Source organism: Bradyrhizobium sp. GW821-FHT13H05 (assembly GCF_058804065.1).
Genome location: NZ_JBXAPO010000019.1, coordinates 144,839 through 160,375 on the forward strand (window position 1 = coordinate 144,839; position 15,537 = coordinate 160,375).

The 15,537-nt window shown below is 63.6% G+C and carries 15 protein-coding genes; 6 read left to right on the top strand and 9 right to left on the bottom strand.

What is annotated here, in order from left to right:
- Positions 1–112: 112 nt before the first annotated feature.
- From AC1RR3_RS35130 to AC1RR3_RS35150, 5 genes are all read right to left on the bottom strand, one after another.
- Positions 113–880, bottom strand: a complete 768-nt coding sequence (locus AC1RR3_RS35130; RefSeq protein WP_492829307.1) for an amino acid ABC transporter ATP-binding protein — start codon at positions 878–880, stop codon at positions 113–115.
- Positions 881–902: 22 nt separating this feature from the next.
- Entirely contained in the window at positions 903–1,595 is a 693-nt protein-coding gene (locus AC1RR3_RS35135) for an amino acid ABC transporter permease (protein ID WP_492829309.1), read from the bottom strand.
- A complete protein-coding gene (locus AC1RR3_RS35140; RefSeq protein ID WP_492829311.1) occupies positions 1,592–2,383 on the bottom strand; it encodes an amino acid ABC transporter permease in 792 nt (263 codons plus the stop codon). The genes AC1RR3_RS35135 and AC1RR3_RS35140 overlap by 4 nt, the downstream gene beginning before the upstream one ends.
- A 63-nt stretch (positions 2,384–2,446) precedes the next feature.
- A complete protein-coding gene (locus tag AC1RR3_RS35145; RefSeq protein WP_492829313.1) occupies positions 2,447–3,343 on the bottom strand; it encodes an amino acid ABC transporter substrate-binding protein in 897 nt (298 codons plus the stop codon).
- 27 nt (positions 3,344–3,370) lie between these two features.
- Complete coding sequence (locus tag AC1RR3_RS35150; protein ID WP_492829315.1) at positions 3,371–4,531, bottom strand: aminotransferase class V-fold PLP-dependent enzyme; 1,161 nt, start codon at positions 4,529–4,531, stop codon at positions 3,371–3,373.
- Between the two features lie 234 nt (positions 4,532–4,765).
- Between AC1RR3_RS35150 and AC1RR3_RS35155 the strand changes: the two genes are divergently transcribed.
- Positions 4,766–5,560 carry an IclR family transcriptional regulator gene (locus AC1RR3_RS35155; protein ID WP_492829349.1) on the top strand — a complete coding sequence of 265 codons (795 nt, stop codon included), beginning with the start codon at positions 4,766–4,768 and terminating at the stop codon, positions 5,558–5,560.
- A 138-nt stretch (positions 5,561–5,698) separates the two neighbouring features.
- Here the strand turns inward: AC1RR3_RS35155 and AC1RR3_RS35160 are convergent, their stop codons facing one another.
- Entirely contained in the window at positions 5,699–6,874 is a 1,176-nt protein-coding gene (locus AC1RR3_RS35160) for a patatin-like phospholipase family protein (RefSeq protein ID WP_492829317.1), read from the bottom strand.
- Positions 6,875–7,100: 226 nt separating this feature from the next.
- On the opposite strand from AC1RR3_RS35160, the gene AC1RR3_RS35165 reads away from it, so the two are divergent.
- The 3 genes from AC1RR3_RS35165 to AC1RR3_RS35175 all read left to right on the top strand — a co-directional run bounded on the left by AC1RR3_RS35165 (position 7,101) and on the right by AC1RR3_RS35175 (position 10,431).
- On the top strand, positions 7,101–7,883 hold the full coding sequence (locus AC1RR3_RS35165; RefSeq protein WP_492829319.1) for an acetoacetate decarboxylase: 783 nt from the start codon (positions 7,101–7,103) through the stop codon (positions 7,881–7,883).
- 111 nt (positions 7,884–7,994) lie between these two features.
- Positions 7,995–9,011: a transporter gene (locus AC1RR3_RS35170; protein WP_492829321.1), complete on the top strand. Its 1,017-nt coding sequence runs from the start codon at positions 7,995–7,997 to the stop codon at positions 9,009–9,011.
- Positions 9,012–9,033: 22 nt separating this feature from the next.
- The gene (locus tag AC1RR3_RS35175) at positions 9,034–10,431 is read left to right on the top strand and encodes a carbohydrate porin (protein ID WP_492829323.1); all 1,398 of its coding nucleotides are present in this window, start codon (positions 9,034–9,036) and stop codon (positions 10,429–10,431) included.
- Here AC1RR3_RS35175 and AC1RR3_RS35180 read toward each other — a convergent pair.
- The 3 genes from AC1RR3_RS35180 to AC1RR3_RS35190 all read right to left on the bottom strand — a co-directional run bounded on the left by AC1RR3_RS35180 (position 10,428) and on the right by AC1RR3_RS35190 (position 14,070).
- Complete coding sequence (locus tag AC1RR3_RS35180) at positions 10,428–11,723, bottom strand: MFS transporter (RefSeq protein WP_492829325.1); 1,296 nt, start codon at positions 11,721–11,723, stop codon at positions 10,428–10,430. The genes AC1RR3_RS35175 and AC1RR3_RS35180 overlap by 4 nt on opposite strands.
- A gap of 115 nt (positions 11,724–11,838) precedes the next feature.
- On the bottom strand, positions 11,839–13,035 hold the full coding sequence (locus AC1RR3_RS35185) for an acetyl-CoA C-acyltransferase (RefSeq protein ID WP_492829327.1): 1,197 nt from the start codon (positions 13,033–13,035) through the stop codon (positions 11,839–11,841).
- 264 nt (positions 13,036–13,299) lie between these two features.
- Entirely contained in the window at positions 13,300–14,070 is a 771-nt protein-coding gene (locus AC1RR3_RS35190) for an enoyl-CoA hydratase (RefSeq protein WP_492829329.1), read from the bottom strand.
- A gap of 157 nt (positions 14,071–14,227) precedes the next feature.
- Here AC1RR3_RS35190 and AC1RR3_RS35195 point away from each other — a divergent pair, with 157 nt between their 5' ends.
- Positions 14,228–14,758 carry a PaaI family thioesterase gene (locus tag AC1RR3_RS35195; protein ID WP_492829331.1) on the top strand — a complete coding sequence of 177 codons (531 nt, stop codon included), beginning with the start codon at positions 14,228–14,230 and terminating at the stop codon, positions 14,756–14,758.
- A 69-nt stretch (positions 14,759–14,827) separates the two neighbouring features.
- The gene (locus AC1RR3_RS35200; RefSeq protein WP_492829333.1) at positions 14,828–15,448 is read left to right on the top strand and encodes a TetR/AcrR family transcriptional regulator; all 621 of its coding nucleotides are present in this window, start codon (positions 14,828–14,830) and stop codon (positions 15,446–15,448) included.
- Positions 15,449–15,537: the final 89 nt, after the last annotated feature.

The following is a 15,537-nucleotide window of genomic DNA, read 5'->3' on the forward strand; positions in this document are numbered from 1 at the left end:
CCTGGTCCGCAGTTTATGGCATCGCGAGCGGTCTCGCCAATGGCGCGGATTGGCGCGGAGTGGGTCTGTCGTGCGATTTGGCAAGTATGACAAGACGTCCCTGTCTTGCCTGCTAGTGGATGATCCGGTTCAGGAAGCCTTTGGCCCGTTCGGTGCGCGGAGTCCGGAAGAATGTCTCGGGATCTGCTTCCTCGATGATGCTCCCGCGATCCATGAAGACGACCCGGTCGGCGACCTCGCGGGCGAAGCCCATCTCGTGGGTCACGCAGACCATCGTCATTCCCTCTCGCGCCAGCTCGACCATGGTGTCCAGCACTTCCTTGACCATCTCGGGGTCGAGCGCGGATGTCGGTTCGTCGAACAGCATGATCTTGGGCTGCATGCACAGCGCTCGCGCAATGGCGACGCGTTGCTGCTGGCCGCCAGACAATTGGGCAGGATACTTGTCTGCCTGATCCTGGATGCGCACTTTCCGCAGCAAGCTGAGTGCGCGTTCACGCGCTTCGGCTCGTGACAGGCCGCGAACCTTGGTCGGGGCCAGCATGCGATTCTCGGCGACGGTGAGATGTGGAAAGAGATTGAAACTCTGAAACACCATTCCGACTTCACAGCGAACGCTGTTGATGTCGGCGACGCGATGGCTCAGTTCGACACCGTCGACGATGATCCGGCCTCCGTCGTGTTTCTCGATATGGTTGATGCACCGGATCAGCGTCGACTTGCCGGAGCCCGATGGCCCGCAAAGCACGATCTTCTCACCCTTGCCGACCGTAAGGGTGACGTCGTTCAGCGCGGTGAATGCGCCGAACCGCTTGATCACGTTCTCGACCACGACGATCGCAGCAGCCTGCGCGGCAGCGCTCTGAGTGTCTTGAGGCATGCTTTTCTCCCAATTCGAGGCGTTATCGCGATGTGGTAATGGCGTATCGCTTGCGGAGGGCCGCGACACACTGCGACGCCGCGGAGCTGATGGCGAGGTAGGCCAGGGCTACGGCGAGGTACATTTCGACGAGGCGGCCGTTGAGTTGCGCGAGCTTGGAGGCGGCGCCCAGAAGATCCGTCAGCGAAAGGACGTAAACGAGAGAGGTGTCCTGAAACAGGATGATGGTTTGGCTCAGGATGATCGGACTGGCCACGCGCAGGACCTGCGGCAGGACGACATGGCGGTAAGTGTCGTAGGTGGACAGTGCGAGCGCCTGGCAGGCCTCGAACTGGCCCTTGTTCACGGCACGCAGCCCGACGCGGATGATCTCGGAGTAGTAGGCGGCCTCGAACAAGCCAAAGGTGATGAAGGCGGTATAGGTGGCCCCGATCGGGATCGCTCGACCGTTGCCGACGAGATGCCCGAGCAAGATCGGCACCAGGAAGAAGAACCAGAACAGGACGAGGATCAGCGGGATCGACCGGATGACCGCCACGTAGCCGCGGATGAGCTGGGCGAACACCGGGATCTCGAAGTGCTGGACCAGCGCAAGACAGGTCCCGAGAACCATGCCGACGGTGAACGCGGCCGCCGTGAGCGAAAGCGAGAAGATCAGCCCTGACCAGAGATAGGGCCAGGCTTGCGCAACGATGGAGAAATCGAGGGCATTCATTTCGCGGCCTCCATGGTGCCGGGCAAGGTGTCCTGCTGCACTTCACCGGCGAGATCCTGGTCAGCTGGGAGCCTGGCGGGCGCGCTACCTGGAATCCGGACGGCTTTGTCGATCAGCGTCATGGCTTGATAGGCGATCAGTGCCAGACAGAGGTAGATGATGGTCGCCGCGCCAAAGGCTGTGAATGTCTGAAACGTGGCTTCACTGATCTGGCGAGCCTGGGCGGTCAGCTCCATCAGGCCGATCGTGAGGGCAACGGAGGTGTTCTTGTAGATGCCCATCACCTCGCTGGTGAGGCTCGGCAAGATCAGGCGCAAGGCCTGCGGCACGATAACGTGTCGATAGGTGAGGTAACCGCCGAGGCCGAGAGCATTGGCCGCTTCAAGTTGTCCTTTCGGCAACGCTTCGATTCCCGCCCGGACCTGCTCGGCTATGCGAGACGCCGTATAGAGCCCCAGGCACAGGAGTGCCGGAAAGAAGGATGCCCAGGGCGGCGGGATCTGCTTGATGGCATCTCCGAGCGCGCTGGGCACGACCTCCGGAAAGACGAAATACCAGAGGAACATCTGAACGAGGACGGGAATGTTCCGGAATATCTCGACATAGAGCCGGGCGGGTATCGCGAAGAGGCGATTTTGCACCGTGCGGCCCACGCCGACGATCACGCCGATGCCGAAGGCGATCCACCAGCCGAAGAATGCGAGAGCGAGCGTCCAGCCGAGACCCGACAGCAGCCAGTCGATGTAGCGCTGGCCGTCTGCCGCCTGTTCAAAAAGCACTCCGAACATCGTGAGTCCTCAAGGTTGCAGGTGCGGACGAGGATGACCTTGCCAGACGATCAGCTCCGTCAATCAGTCGACGGCGTCGCTGGGATGAGCGATCCGTCCGATCAATTCGTCGGTGAGCGGGAACGCGAGATTCTCTCCCTTGGGCGGGATCGGCTTGGTGAACCATTTCGCGTAGGTCTTCTCGAATTGGCCGGACGCCATCTGCCTGGACAGAACGTCGTCGACGAGTGCCTTGAAGCCGGCATCGCCCTTCGTGAACATCAGCCCGTAGTAGATTTTCGCGTAACCCTCGGGAAGGAACAGGAGCGCGTCCGGATTCGGCGCCGCGGCCTTCAGCCCGGCAAGCAGGATATCATCCTCCATGAAGGCGACGGCACGGCCGGTGTTCAGCATCAGGAAGGATTCCGCATGGTCCTTGGCCTGGACGATGTTGAGGCCGAGCTGCTCCTTGGCATTGACACTCTGTGCAAAACCGACCGCGTTGGAGCCTTGCGTGACCACCACCGTCTTGCCCTTCAGTTCGCCGGCGGTCTTGATGCCACTGGCGGCCTTGACGAGCCATCGCGGCTGGCTGACGAACGTTGCGACCGAAAACGAGACCTGTTCCTGCCGCTTCTTGTCGTTCGCGGTGCCGCCGCACTCGATGTCGACGGTCCCGCTCTGGATCAGCGGTATCCGGTTGGAGGAGTTGACCGGGGTATAGTTGACCTTGAGACTGGCCAACTTCAGGTCATCCTTGATGCGATCGACGATCGCCGCGCAGAGATCGAGCGAGAAGCCGACGGGCTTCTGATCGGGCCCGAGATAGGAGAATGGAATCGAGGCCTCGCGGTAGCCGATGGTGATCGCGCCGCTGGATTTGATCTTGTCCAGCGTCGGGCTGTCAGCGGCCATGGACGGGCTTGCGCTGCCAGCCACGAGCGCCAGGAGAAGTCCCAGCGCCTGAACGAGCTTCTTCATGGTTTTGCCTTCCCTCATTTGCCGAATTCAAGCTGCGACCGACGGGCGTCCGAGCCCCCGCCGGCGAATGACGTCGATCAGGCGATCGATGTCGTCGGTGGTGTTGAACATGCCGAGCGAGACGCGAATGCCGTCGCGTTCGGGCGACACGCGCACGCCGTTCTGCTCGAAATGGCTGAGCCAGTCCGTGGCTGGCAGGGCGATGACATAGATGTGCGGAGCGCGATGCTGTCGATCGCGCGGGCCGACGAGGCGCGCGCCCAGCTCGTCCAGCCGCGCGATCAGGTGGTCGCCGAGGTCGAAGCAGTGGTTCTGGATGTTCTGCACCCCGATCTGCTCGATCATGTCGAGGGACGCACCCAGGGCATGGATCGCGGGCAGATTGAAATTGCCGAGCTCGAACCGCCTTGCGGCCGGCGAGGGCGCCATCCTGTCGGGACGCGCGATGAGATCATCGGGGACCTCGGCGAGACTCGCGGCGGCGAGATAGGCCGGTTCGAGCTCTCCGAGGGATTTGTCCCAGTAGAGCAGGCCGAGCCCCTGCGGCACGAGCAATCCCTTGTGGCTTCCGGAGCCGATGAAGCTGGCGCCGATCGCCTTGGCGTCAACAGGCACGACGCCGATTGCCTGCATCACGTCCACGACGAAGTAGAGCTTCTTCCTCGCGCACAGTGCGCCGACGCTCCCGATGTCGAAGCGGTGACCGGCATGGAACGTTACATGCGACATCGAGATCGCACGGGTCCTGTCGTCGATGAACGGAGCAAAGCTGTCGGCATCGACGATGTCGGTCATCGGAATGAAGCGCGTTTCGACGCCCTTCCGTTGCAGGTTGAGGAACGCGTAGGCGTTGTTCGGATGATCGCCGTGGATCATCAGGACATTGTCGCCGGCCAGAAGCGGCAGCGCATTGGCCGCGATGTTCATGCTTTCCGACGTGTTCTTCGTGAAGGCGATCTCAGCCGCCGTGACCCCGAGAAGGCGAGCGACCTTCGCGCGGGTCTGCTCCACCCGGTCGAGCCAGACGCTCTTCGGACCGGCCGTCTCGAAACCCTCGCGAAGGAAGAGCTCGATTGCTGCCTTCACCGGACGCGCGAGGGGTGTTTGAAAGCCGGCGTCCAGGTACACCATTCGTTCGACAGCGGGGAATTCCTTCCTCACAGCGTCCACGTCGTAGTGACGAGACATGCACATCTCCTGTTGGCGCCGTCAGGACCTGGCCCTCGGCCAAGCGGCGGAGCGGGATTCTCGGAACGGCGAGACTGCATTGCACAATTTCTAGTCAATCACCGGCAACGCCAAGAATATGAGCTTTGGCGATTTCGACAAACGAATTTGTCGAATTTCAATATATTTTATTCCGAAAAATGATAATGAGTGGCGTTGATCTTGATTTCGCTGCGAATTCCAGCCGGTGGGAAAATGACCAAGCCAGTTGATAAGGATGGACCGTTGGATCGCGCCTTCGCGATCGTTCGGCACGTTGCCGACCAACGCAAAGCCGTCTCGGCGGCCGAGATCGCAAAGGCTCTTTCGCTGCCTCTTCCGACCGCACACAGGTTGATCGGAAATCTCGAGGACCGCGGACTGCTTCAGAGAGCATTGGGGACGAAGCGGTACGTCGTAGGAAACCAGCTCGTCACGTTGTCCGCCTCTGTCATCGGAGCGGCCTTCCGTACCGCGCGGCGGCACGCCGTGCTTCGGGCGGTCGCGGGAGAGATCGGCGAGCAATGCGAGATCGGCGTCGTGCGCGACAATGTCGTTGCCTATGTCGACAGCGTCCGCGTGTCAGAGCCGCAGGGTCTTCAGTTCAATCCGGGCGAAGCGGCGCCGCTCCACTGCACGTCCACGGGAAAGATCTACATGAGCAGATTGCCCCAGCGGACCAGAGCGGACCTGTGCCGCGCACTCCCTCTCACAAAGTTCACGGAAACGACGATCGTCGATGTCCACGGACTGATGAAGGTCCTCGATGACACGCGACAACGCGGCTGGGCCAAGACCAACGAAGAATACGTGAAGGGCGTAGTGGGATGTGCCGTCCCCATCCTGTCCCCGGATCGGGAGTTGATTGCCTGCCTCGGCGTCTCCGTGCCAGTGGCGCGCGTGAGCTTCGCCGAGCTGGACCGGTTCATCCCACCGCTGCAAAAGGCCGCGGCGCTGCTATCGGAGACAATTCTGCAGGTTGAGGAGGACGACGGCGGGGATGCTCGATGATGCCATCATGCTCCTGTTTTGCCCGACGAGTCAAATCTTATTCGGGAAAAGCGTAAGTCATTGATCCGCCAAGCCCCTTCTACTGTGCATGGGGTTGTTTTCGCATTTTTGTCTTGAGCGGCCCGCCCGAAGCGCCCCTCACGCGCTCTCCGTCTCCCGGTGCACGTCGTGCACCACGAGCCCCATGCCTTGCTCCGGCATCTTGATCCAGTCGCGGCGCTTCAGCGTGCGCTTGGTGTCCTCATAGCCCGATGCCCAGTGCTCGCGCATCGAGGTGCCCGAGAATTCGTGGTCCTTGGCGTCGCCCTCATAGGCCTTCTGCTGGTAGATCAGATGCAGGATCGCGATCTCCGGCATGTGGCACAGGCTGGTCTTGAGATCACGCTCTTCGTCGGAGAGCTGTTCCTCCGGCAGCTTCGCCAGGGCCTTGTAGAGCAGGACCTTGAGATTGTGCGTGCGGCGATAGACGTCGGTGTTGTGGCGGGTGCGTGAGGAATACATGATGTCCTTGTGGCGGGCCATCACGTCCTGGATCGAGCGCGGCAGCACGCCGCGGGCGCTGAACAGGTCGACCTGGAACACCAGCGAATTGAGCGCGTCCTCCTGGTCGAGCAGATGCTGCAGCGGCGTGTTGGAGACGATGCCGCCGTCCCAGAAATGATCGGTGCCGATCCGCACCATCGGCAGCGCCGGGGGCAGGGCGCCGGAGGCCATGATGTGCTCCGGCTCGATCTCGTCATGGGCGTTGTCGAAATAGATGAAATTGCCTGAGAGCACGTTGACCGCGCCGACCGCGAAGCGGACCTTCTTCTCGTTGATGAGATCGAAATCGACGAGCTCCAGCAGGCTCTCCTTGAGCGGCGCCGTGTCGTAATAGCTCGTCGCGGTTCGGGCGCCGACCGGGCTGAACCAGGGATTGACCTGGTGCGGGCTGAAGAAGCCGGGCTGGCCCATCGCCGACGTCATCCAGGCGCTGGTGAGGTTGCGCCACTGGCGGAAGACATCGCCATCAGGCGTGTAGTGCCAGATCTTGCGGTCAGTGATGCGCTCCCAGAAGGTGCGCAGCGCATCTAACCGCTGCTCCGGCTTGTTGCCGGCGATGATGGCGGAGTTGATCGCACCGATTGAAACACCGCAGACCCAGTCGGGCTCGATGCCGGCCTCGTGCAGCGCCTGGTAGACGCCGGCCTGGTAGGCGCCGAGTGCGCCGCCGCCTTGCAGCACCAGTGCGACGCGGTCGCAGCGTTCGGGCCGCCAGCCCCGTGCGGGCGGCTGATGCGTTGCATAAGTCGGTTGCGACGTGCGGGCGTCCATGGCGATGCCTCCTGCTTGCGCCGAACGATTGCGTCCGGCAGTGACGGCGTGATGACAATGCTGGCGCTGATGCATCGCTTGCATGCCGGATGGCCGCCGCGGGAATGGCCTCGGGTCGTGCGTCTGACGGAAATCCTTCACATCGCAGTCAATGTTGGCGGCTAGCAATTTGCATGAGCCTGAAGCGGCCGGGCGGGCCTCACAGACATCACACAGGAGACCAGCGATGCGCAGGGAAGATTTGCTGAGGCTTCCATCCATGCCGGCCGCGGGGCCGAGCTATCCGGCCGGGCCCTATCGCTTCGTCAACCGCGAATTCCTCGTCATCACCTACGAGACCGACCCGGACCTGATCCGTGCCGGACTGCCCGAGCCGCTGGAGCCGATCGACCAGCCGATCGTGCATTACGAATGGATCAAGATGCCGGATTCGTCCGGCTTCGGCAGCTACACCGAATCCGGCCTCGTCATCCCCGCGCGCCTCAACGGCGAGGAGGTCAACTTCGTCTCGCAGATGTACCTCGACGATGATCCGCCGATCGCCGCGGGCCGCGAGATCTGGGGCTTCCCCAAGAAATACGCCCATCCGAAACTCGAGATCGTCAAGGACACGCTGACCGGCACGCTGGAATATGCCGGCCAGCTCGTTGCCATGGGCACGATGGGCTACAAGCACGAGAGCATGGCCGGCAACGGCGATCTCACCCGCGCGACGCTGTCGAAGACGCAAGTCAATCTGAAGATGATCCCCGGCGTCGACGGCCGGCTCGAGATCTGCCAGCTCGTCGCCATCAACCTCATCGACATCGTGCCGAAGGGCTCCTGGATCGGACCCGGCCGGCTGCATCTGGTGCCGCATGTGAATGCGCCGGTTGCCGATTTCCCGGTCCGCCGCTGCCTCGGCGCGCATCACTACATTGCCGATCTGACGCTGCCGTTCGGCCGCGTCGTGCACGACTACATCAGGGAAGCCGAGGCGGCGGCTGCGACAGGGCTGGCCGCGGAATAGGCGGCCATCATCAAACTGTAACAAAGCCGTAATTGAGTACCCGCGTGGATCCGGAAGATGCCGTCAGCCATCTTCCGGAGACGGGGCATTTGTTGACGGTTGGGGTTGGCCATGGCTGAGCCGGCAAAGCTTGTCAGCGCGACATCGAACGCCGAACCGGCCATCCCCGGCCTGGTGTGGGCGTTCCGCCTGCACAGCGACGGCAGCGCCGAACCGCTGCGGATCGATCAGGCGATCGAGTTCAGCCATGACGGCCGGCTCTGGCTGCATTTCAACCTGACCGATGCGCGGGCGCGGCCGTGGATCGCGACCTCGCATCTGCCGCCGCTGGCGCGCGAATTGCTGCTCTCGAATGACACCTTCCAGCAGCTCCATGTCATCGACCATTGCGTCTATGGTGTGTTCTCCGATCTCGTGCGCGACATCGACAGCGCGACGGAGGAGACCGCTTTCCTGCGCTTCGCCATGACCGAGCGCCTGCTGGTCAGCGGACGTCATCAGGCGCTGTGCTCGGCGGACGCGACGCGCCGGGTGCTCGAAGGCGGCTACCGCGTCGACAACGTCGCCCATCTCCTGGAAAAGATCGTCGACGAGGTCGCCGACACGCTGGACAGGATGGCCGACAAGCTCGGCCAGGAGATCGACGAGATCGAGGAGCGCATCCTCGCCGATGACGCCAAGCCGGAGATGCGCCGCAATCTCGGCCGTCTCCGCCGTACCTGTGTCAGGCTGCATCGCCAGCTCACCGGCCTGCGCACGCTGTTTCATCGCCTCGACCAGAAGAACACCGATCACCTCGCGCCGGACCTGCGAATCCAGGCCGGCAAGCTGGCGCAGCGGCTCGACGGTCTCGATCACGACATCGTCGAACTCAGGGAGCGCAGCCGCCTGCTTGAGGAGGAGCTGCGCTTCAAGAACGAGGAGGAGAGCAATCGCCACCTCCACACGCTCTCGATCGTGACGACGCTGTTGCTGCCGCCGACGCTGATCACCGGCATTTTCGGCATGAACACCAAGGGCCTGCCGCTGACCGACGTCGAGAGCGGTTTTCTCTGGGCGGCCGTCTTGATGGCCTCGTCGATCGGTGCTGCCTATCTCTTCATGCGGCGCACGGGCATATTCAAATAGAATAAGCCTGCGGATACCAGCCGTGATCGCGACCGCCCACAGCTCTTCATTGCGATATGCGATCGTGCTTGCCTGCGCGATGACGAGCACGGCTGCGCTGGCCGGCGCCAAGGACGAAAGCGCGGCGGAATGGCTGGCGCCAAAATGGTTCAACGAATGGCATGATGGTCTCGCCAACAAAGGCCTGAATTTTGGCGCCACCTACATCGCCGATAATATTGGCAACGTCTCCGGCGGCGTGAAGCGCGGTGCCATCCATTTCGGCCGGCTCGATCTCTCCGTCGATGCCGATCTGGACAAGCTCGTCGGCTGGACCGGCGGCCGCTTCTACGCCAATGCCTTCGTGATCTATGGCCAGGGGCTCTCGCGCAACTACGTGCAGAACCTCGCCACCATCAGCGAGATCGAGGCGCTGCCGGACCAGCGGCTGTACAACGCCTATTTCGAGCAGAGCTTCTTCAACGATCGGCTGAATATCCGGGCCGGGCAGCAGGCGGCTGACGTCGAGTTCTTCGACAGCCAGACCGACGATCTCTTCATCAACGGCACCTTCGGCTGGCCCGCAATCAAGGCTAGCAACCTTCCGGCTGGCGGCCCGGCGCCGCCGATCGCGGTGCCCGGCATCCGCATCAAGGCCACGCTGTCAGACCAGGTCACCCTGTTCGGTGCAGTGTTCAACGGCGATCCCTCAGGGCCGGGTGATCAGGACCCACAGCTGCGCGACCATCACGGTCTCGCCTTCCGCGTCAACGACCCGCCCTGGGTGATCGGGCAGGTCCGCTTCAATTACGACATCGATATCGGCGGCCGCTCGCTCGCCGGCAATGTCACGCCCGGTGCCTGGAAGCATTATGGCTCGTTCGACAGCCAGCGGTTTACGACGGACGGGCAGTCGATCGCCGATCCCTCTGGGAGCGGCATTCCTGCAAAACTCCGGGGCAATTACGGCATCTTCGCCGTGATCGAGCAGGTGCTCTATCGCCCGCCGGAGGTCAAGGACAACACTACCTCGGCCTCGATCCCCGGCGTCACGGCATTCGGCCGCATTGCCTACAGTCCGCCGGACCGTAATCTGATCGATCTCTATCTCGATGGCGGCATCGGCTTCGTCGGGTTTGTCCCGGGCCGTCCGCTCGACCGCTTCGGCGTGGCGGCGGCTTATATGCGGATATCGAACACCGCGCGCAATCTCGACATCGATACGAATTTCTACACTGGCGTCCAGGGCCCGCTGCGCAGCAACGAGACCCTGCTCGAGATGATCTACGAGGCGCACATCAAGCCGGGCTGGCTGATCGCGCCATACTTCCAGTATGTGTTCCGTCCCTCCGGCGGCATCCCGAACCCGAACGATTCGACCGGTGTTTCGCGCATCGGTGACGCCGCAGTGTTCGGCGTCACCACCACGATCAGGTACTAGGCCATCGCCGGCTTCGGTTCGGCCTTCGGCTGCCGCGAGATCGCGAGCACGATCAGCGAAGCGAGCACGCAGAGCGCGCCGGCGACGAAGAAAGCGGGCAGGTAGCTTTGCAGCAGCGTCCGAGACAAGCCTGCACCGAATGCCGCGGTGCCGGCGCCGAGCTGATGGCCGGCAAAGATCCAGCCGAACACCAGATTGGCGCGCTCGGGCCCGAATTTTTGCGCCGTGAGACGCACCGTCGGCGGCACCGTCGCGATCCAGTCGAGCCCGTAGAACATCGCGAAGATCGAGAGCCCATAGAACGAGAAATCGCTGAAGGGCAGGAAGATCAGCGAGAGCCCGCGCAGGCCGTAGTACCAGAACAGCAAATAGCGATTGTCGTAGCGGTCCGACAGCCAGCCCGACATGATGGTGCCGAAGAAATCGAAGATCCCCATCGCCGCGAGCAGGCTCGCCGCCTGCACCTGCGGGATGCCAAAATCGAGACACATCGGGATCAGGTGGACCTGAACGAGGCCGTTGGTCGAGGCGCCGCAGACGAAGAAGGTCGCGAACAGAATCCAGAACGCACTCGACTTCGAGGCGTCGCGCAATGTCCCGAGCGCCACCGCCGTGATCGAACCGTGGTTGACCGGCGGGACGGGCAGGGGTGAGGTACCCTCGTCGCCGAACGGACGCAGGCCGACATCGCTCGGCCGGTCGCGCATCACCAGCAGCACGGCGAATGCGGACACGCCAAGCGCGATGCAGACGAATCCCAGCGCAAGCCGCCAGCCGTAACGTTCAGTCATGCTTGCGAGCAGCGGCAGGAACACGAGCTGGCCGGTGGCGACGCTCGCAGTCATGATGCCGATGACGAGGCCGCGCCGCGCCGCGAACCAGCGCGTGGCGATGGTCGCGCCCAGCACCAGCGCGGTCATGCCGGTGCCGATGCCGATCACGACGCCCCAGAGCGCCACGAGCTGCCAGACCTCGGTCATGCCGAGCGAGAGCACGAGCGCCGAGACCACGATGAGCTGTGCGGTCAGCGTCACGTTGCGCAGGCCGTAGCGGTTCAGAAGGGCCGCGGCGAACGGCGCCATCAACCCGAACAGGATGAAGCGGATCGAGAGCGCGGAGGAGATTTGCGCGGTGCTCCAGCCGAATTCCTTTTGCAGTGGAACGATGAACACGCCGGGCGCGCCGACCGTGCCGGCGCTGATCAGCGCGGCGAGGAAGGTCACGCCGACCATCACCCAGCCGTAGTGGATATTGCGGCGGCCGAGCGCTGCCGCGAGCCAGTTCGAAATCATTGCCCCTCAATCGTGGTTGGCGGGCTCAGGGAGACCCGCGTCATTGTTGCAGTCTGGCATGGAAGCGGGAAGTCTGAAATGACAGACTTCCCTCTATTTCGGACATCCGGGGCGATCAGTGGGCAAGACGCTCGACCGCGATCGCGGTCGCCTCGCCGCCGCCGATGCAGAGCGCCGCGACACCGCGCTTGAGGTTGTTGGCCTCGAGCGCATGCAGCAGCGTCACGATCAGCCGCGCGCCAGTCGCGCCGATGGGATGACCCAGCGCGCAGGCGCCGCCATTGATGTTGAGCTTGTCACGGGGAATGCCGAGATCGCGCTGCGCCGCCATCGCCACCACAGCGAAGGCTTCGTTGATCTCGAACAGGTCGACGTCGGAGGCAGCCCAGCCGACCTTGTCGAGCAGCTTGCGGATCGCCGGGATCGGCGCCGTCGTGAACCATTGCGGCTCCTGGCTGTGGGTGGCGTGGCCCTTGATCACGGCCAGCGCCGGCAGGCCGCCCCGATCGGCGAGCGAGCGCTTGGTCAGCACCAGTGCGGCGGCGCCGTCGGCATTGGCGGAGGAGGCGGCCGGCGTGATGGTGCCGTTGGCACGGAATGCCGGCTTCAATCCGGGGATCTTTGCGGGATCGACCTTCAGCGGATGTTCGTCATTGGCAACCACGCGGGGACCTGCCTTCTCGCTCAGCGTGATCGGCGCAATCTCGGCCTTGAACGCGCCGCTTTCGACCGCCTTGCGGGCGCGGCTCAGCGTCTCCATCGCATAGGCGTCCTGGTCCTTGCGGGTGAACTGGTAGGCCTCAGCCGTCGCCTCGCCGAAATCGCCCATGGAGCGGCCGGTCTCGTAGGCGTCCTCGAGGCCGTCCATCATCATGTGGTCGATGATGCGGTCGTGACCGGCGCGATAGCCGCCGCGTGCCTTCGCCAGCAGATAGGGCGCGTTGCTCATGCTCTCCATGCCGCCGGAGACGACGATCTCGGCCGAGCCGGCGCGGATGATGTCGTGCGCCAGCATGGTCGCCTTCATGCCGGAGCCGCAGACCTTGTTCACGGTGGTGGCGCCGGTCGCGTCTGGCAGTCCGGCTGCACGCGCAGCTTGCCGCGCCGGCGCCTGGCCTTGTCCGGCGGGCAGCACGCAGCCCATGAAGACCTCGTCCACCTTCTCCGGCGCGAGCTTGGCGCGCTCCAGTGCGGCTCCGATCACATGCGATCCGAGCTTGTGCGCGGCCAGCGGCGACAGCTCGCCCATGAAGCGGCCGAGCGGGGTCCGGACGGCGGAGACGATGACGACGGGGTCGGCGGCTTCGGCCATGACAAAACTCCCTGCGATGATGGCTGAGTAAGATTATGACCATCATATGATGCGGCGCAAAAAATGCAACCGCGGCCGGCATGAGAAAATCTTGCCGTTCGCATGAGATTTCCTCGTGTGATCGGAGGAGGTTGCCCCACAACTTGCTGTCATCGTCCGCGCAGGCGGGAGATCCAGTACGCCGAGGCCGTTGTGATGAACCGACGGGCCGCGGCGTACTGGATGCCCCGCCTGCGCGGGGCATGACACCGTTGTTGGAGGGGCCTATCGCTTCCGGTTCACAAACGCGCCCATCAGCCGCGTCGGCTCGTCGGTCAGGAACGACTCGCCGAACACCTTGACGCTGAGGTTCACCGATTCCGTCAGCGGCAATTCCTCCCATTGCCGCAGCAGCGCCTTCTGCGAGCGCAGCGCCTCGGGGCCGCATTCGAGCAGCGCGTTCACGAGGTGCTCGACGGCTGCGTCCAGTCCGCCTTCGGGCGCGACCTTGTCCACCAGGCCCCAGGCAAGCGCCGTCGGCGCGTCGATGTTCTCCGCCGTCATCACGAGCCAGCGCGCGCGGGCCCAGCCGATCAGGCGCGGCAGCAGAGCGGCGTGAATCACCGAGGGGATGCCGACGCGGACCTCCGGCATGCCGAAATGCGCATCATACGCGGCGATGCGGAAGTCGCAGGCCGCTGCGACCTCGAGGCCGCCGCCGAGGCACCAGCCGGGCATGCGCGCGATCACGGGGGCGGGGAACTGGCGTACGGCCTCGCAGAGATCGCGCAGGCGGCTGATGAAGGCCTCGGCGGATTTCTGGTCGAGCTTGGCCATCTCCTTGATGTCGGCACCGCCGATCATGCTCTTCTCGCTCTGGCCGCGCAGCACCAAGGCGCGGATGCTGCGATCAGCTGCGAGCCTCTGGAGTCCTTCGCGGACGGCATCGGTGATGGGCGAGCCCAGAATGTTGAGCGAGCCCGCGTTGCAGATCGCGACATGAACGACGCCGCGCGCATCGCGCGTCACGCCGCAATGGTTGTTGAGCATTTCCATCGTGGGATCTCGAAGGTTTCGTGGACAGGCGCAAGGCGCGCAGGTCGAGATCACTTCCGGGCCGAAACACCCTCCTTGTCAAGCCGGCAGGCGAGGTCGAGTTGCCAGCGCGAAGTCCGCAGCATAGTATGACGTATATCATTCAAAGAGGCGCCTCATGACCAACACCGATCTACTCGACCTGTTTTCGTCCGCGCAGCGGCGTGAGCGCGTGGTGGACTGGCAGGTGCCTGCGCCGGTTGCGAAAGTGGCGATGGGCCTATCAGGCATGGACGCCATGCTGGGCATCCGCGACGGCCGGTTGCCGCCGCCGCCCTTTGCAAAGTTGATCGGCTTCACCATGGCGGTGGTCGAGCCGGGCCGGATCGTGATGGAACTGGAGCCGCGCGAGGATCTCGAAAATACCATCGGCCTTCTGCATGGCGCGACCGCTGCGGCGCTGATCGATACCGCCATGGGCTGTGCAATTTCGACGCGGCTGGAGGCCGGGCAATCGTCGGTGACGCTCGACTTGAAAATGACCTTCCTGCGCCCGCTGTCGGTCCGGTCCGGGCTGATCTCGGCGGAAGGTAAAGTGATCAAGCTGGGACGCCAGACCAGCTACGCCGAGGGTTTTGTGCGCGACGGCAAGGGCGCGCTCGCGGTCCATGCAACTGCAACCTTTTCCATGATCGGCGCAGCAACTTAACATGATTTAATTCACCGCCTGGTCCATTTCTGTGTTATGAGATGATCTCCGACATTCAATGAGACGCGCATGCGCTATTCCCGGGAACACAAGCAGGAAACCCACGACCGCATCGTGAAGAAGGCCTCCGTGCGGCTGCGCGAAAAGGGCGCCCACGGCATCGGCGTCGCCGACCTCATGAAGGAGGCGGGCCTGACCCATGGCGGCTTCTACGCGCATTTCGATTCCCGCGAGGCGCTGGTGATCGAGGCCTTTGGCTACGCCATGGACCGCTCGATGGAGCATTGGCGCAAGCTCACCGGCGAGGCCGCGCCCGAAAAGCAGCTGGCGCTGATCGCAGAGGCCTATCTCTCTGCGCTCCACCGCGACAATCCCGGCCATGGTTGCTCGATCCCGGCGCTCGGCGCCGAGATCGCTCGCGAGAGCCCGAAGACGCGCAAGGCGTTTGCCGGCAAGCTCGACGAGATGGTCGAGATGATGGCCGATTTCATCCCGAACCTGCCGCGCAAGGCCGCGCGCAAGCAGGCGATCGCGACGCTGGCCACGATGGCCGGCACCATGCTGCTGGCGCGCATCGCAGGCTCCAGCGAATTGTCGGACGAGGTGCTGAAGGCGGGCAGGGACAGTGCGCTCGATGGCGCGAAGCGCGAGCCGAAGGTGTCGGCTGCGAAGAGGGCGAAGCAGAATTAGGCCGGGGTGCCGTAGGGTGGGTTAGCGAAGCGTAACCCACCAACTTCGTCCCGCGTGCGCGGAAGCATGGTGGGTTACGCCTTCGGCTG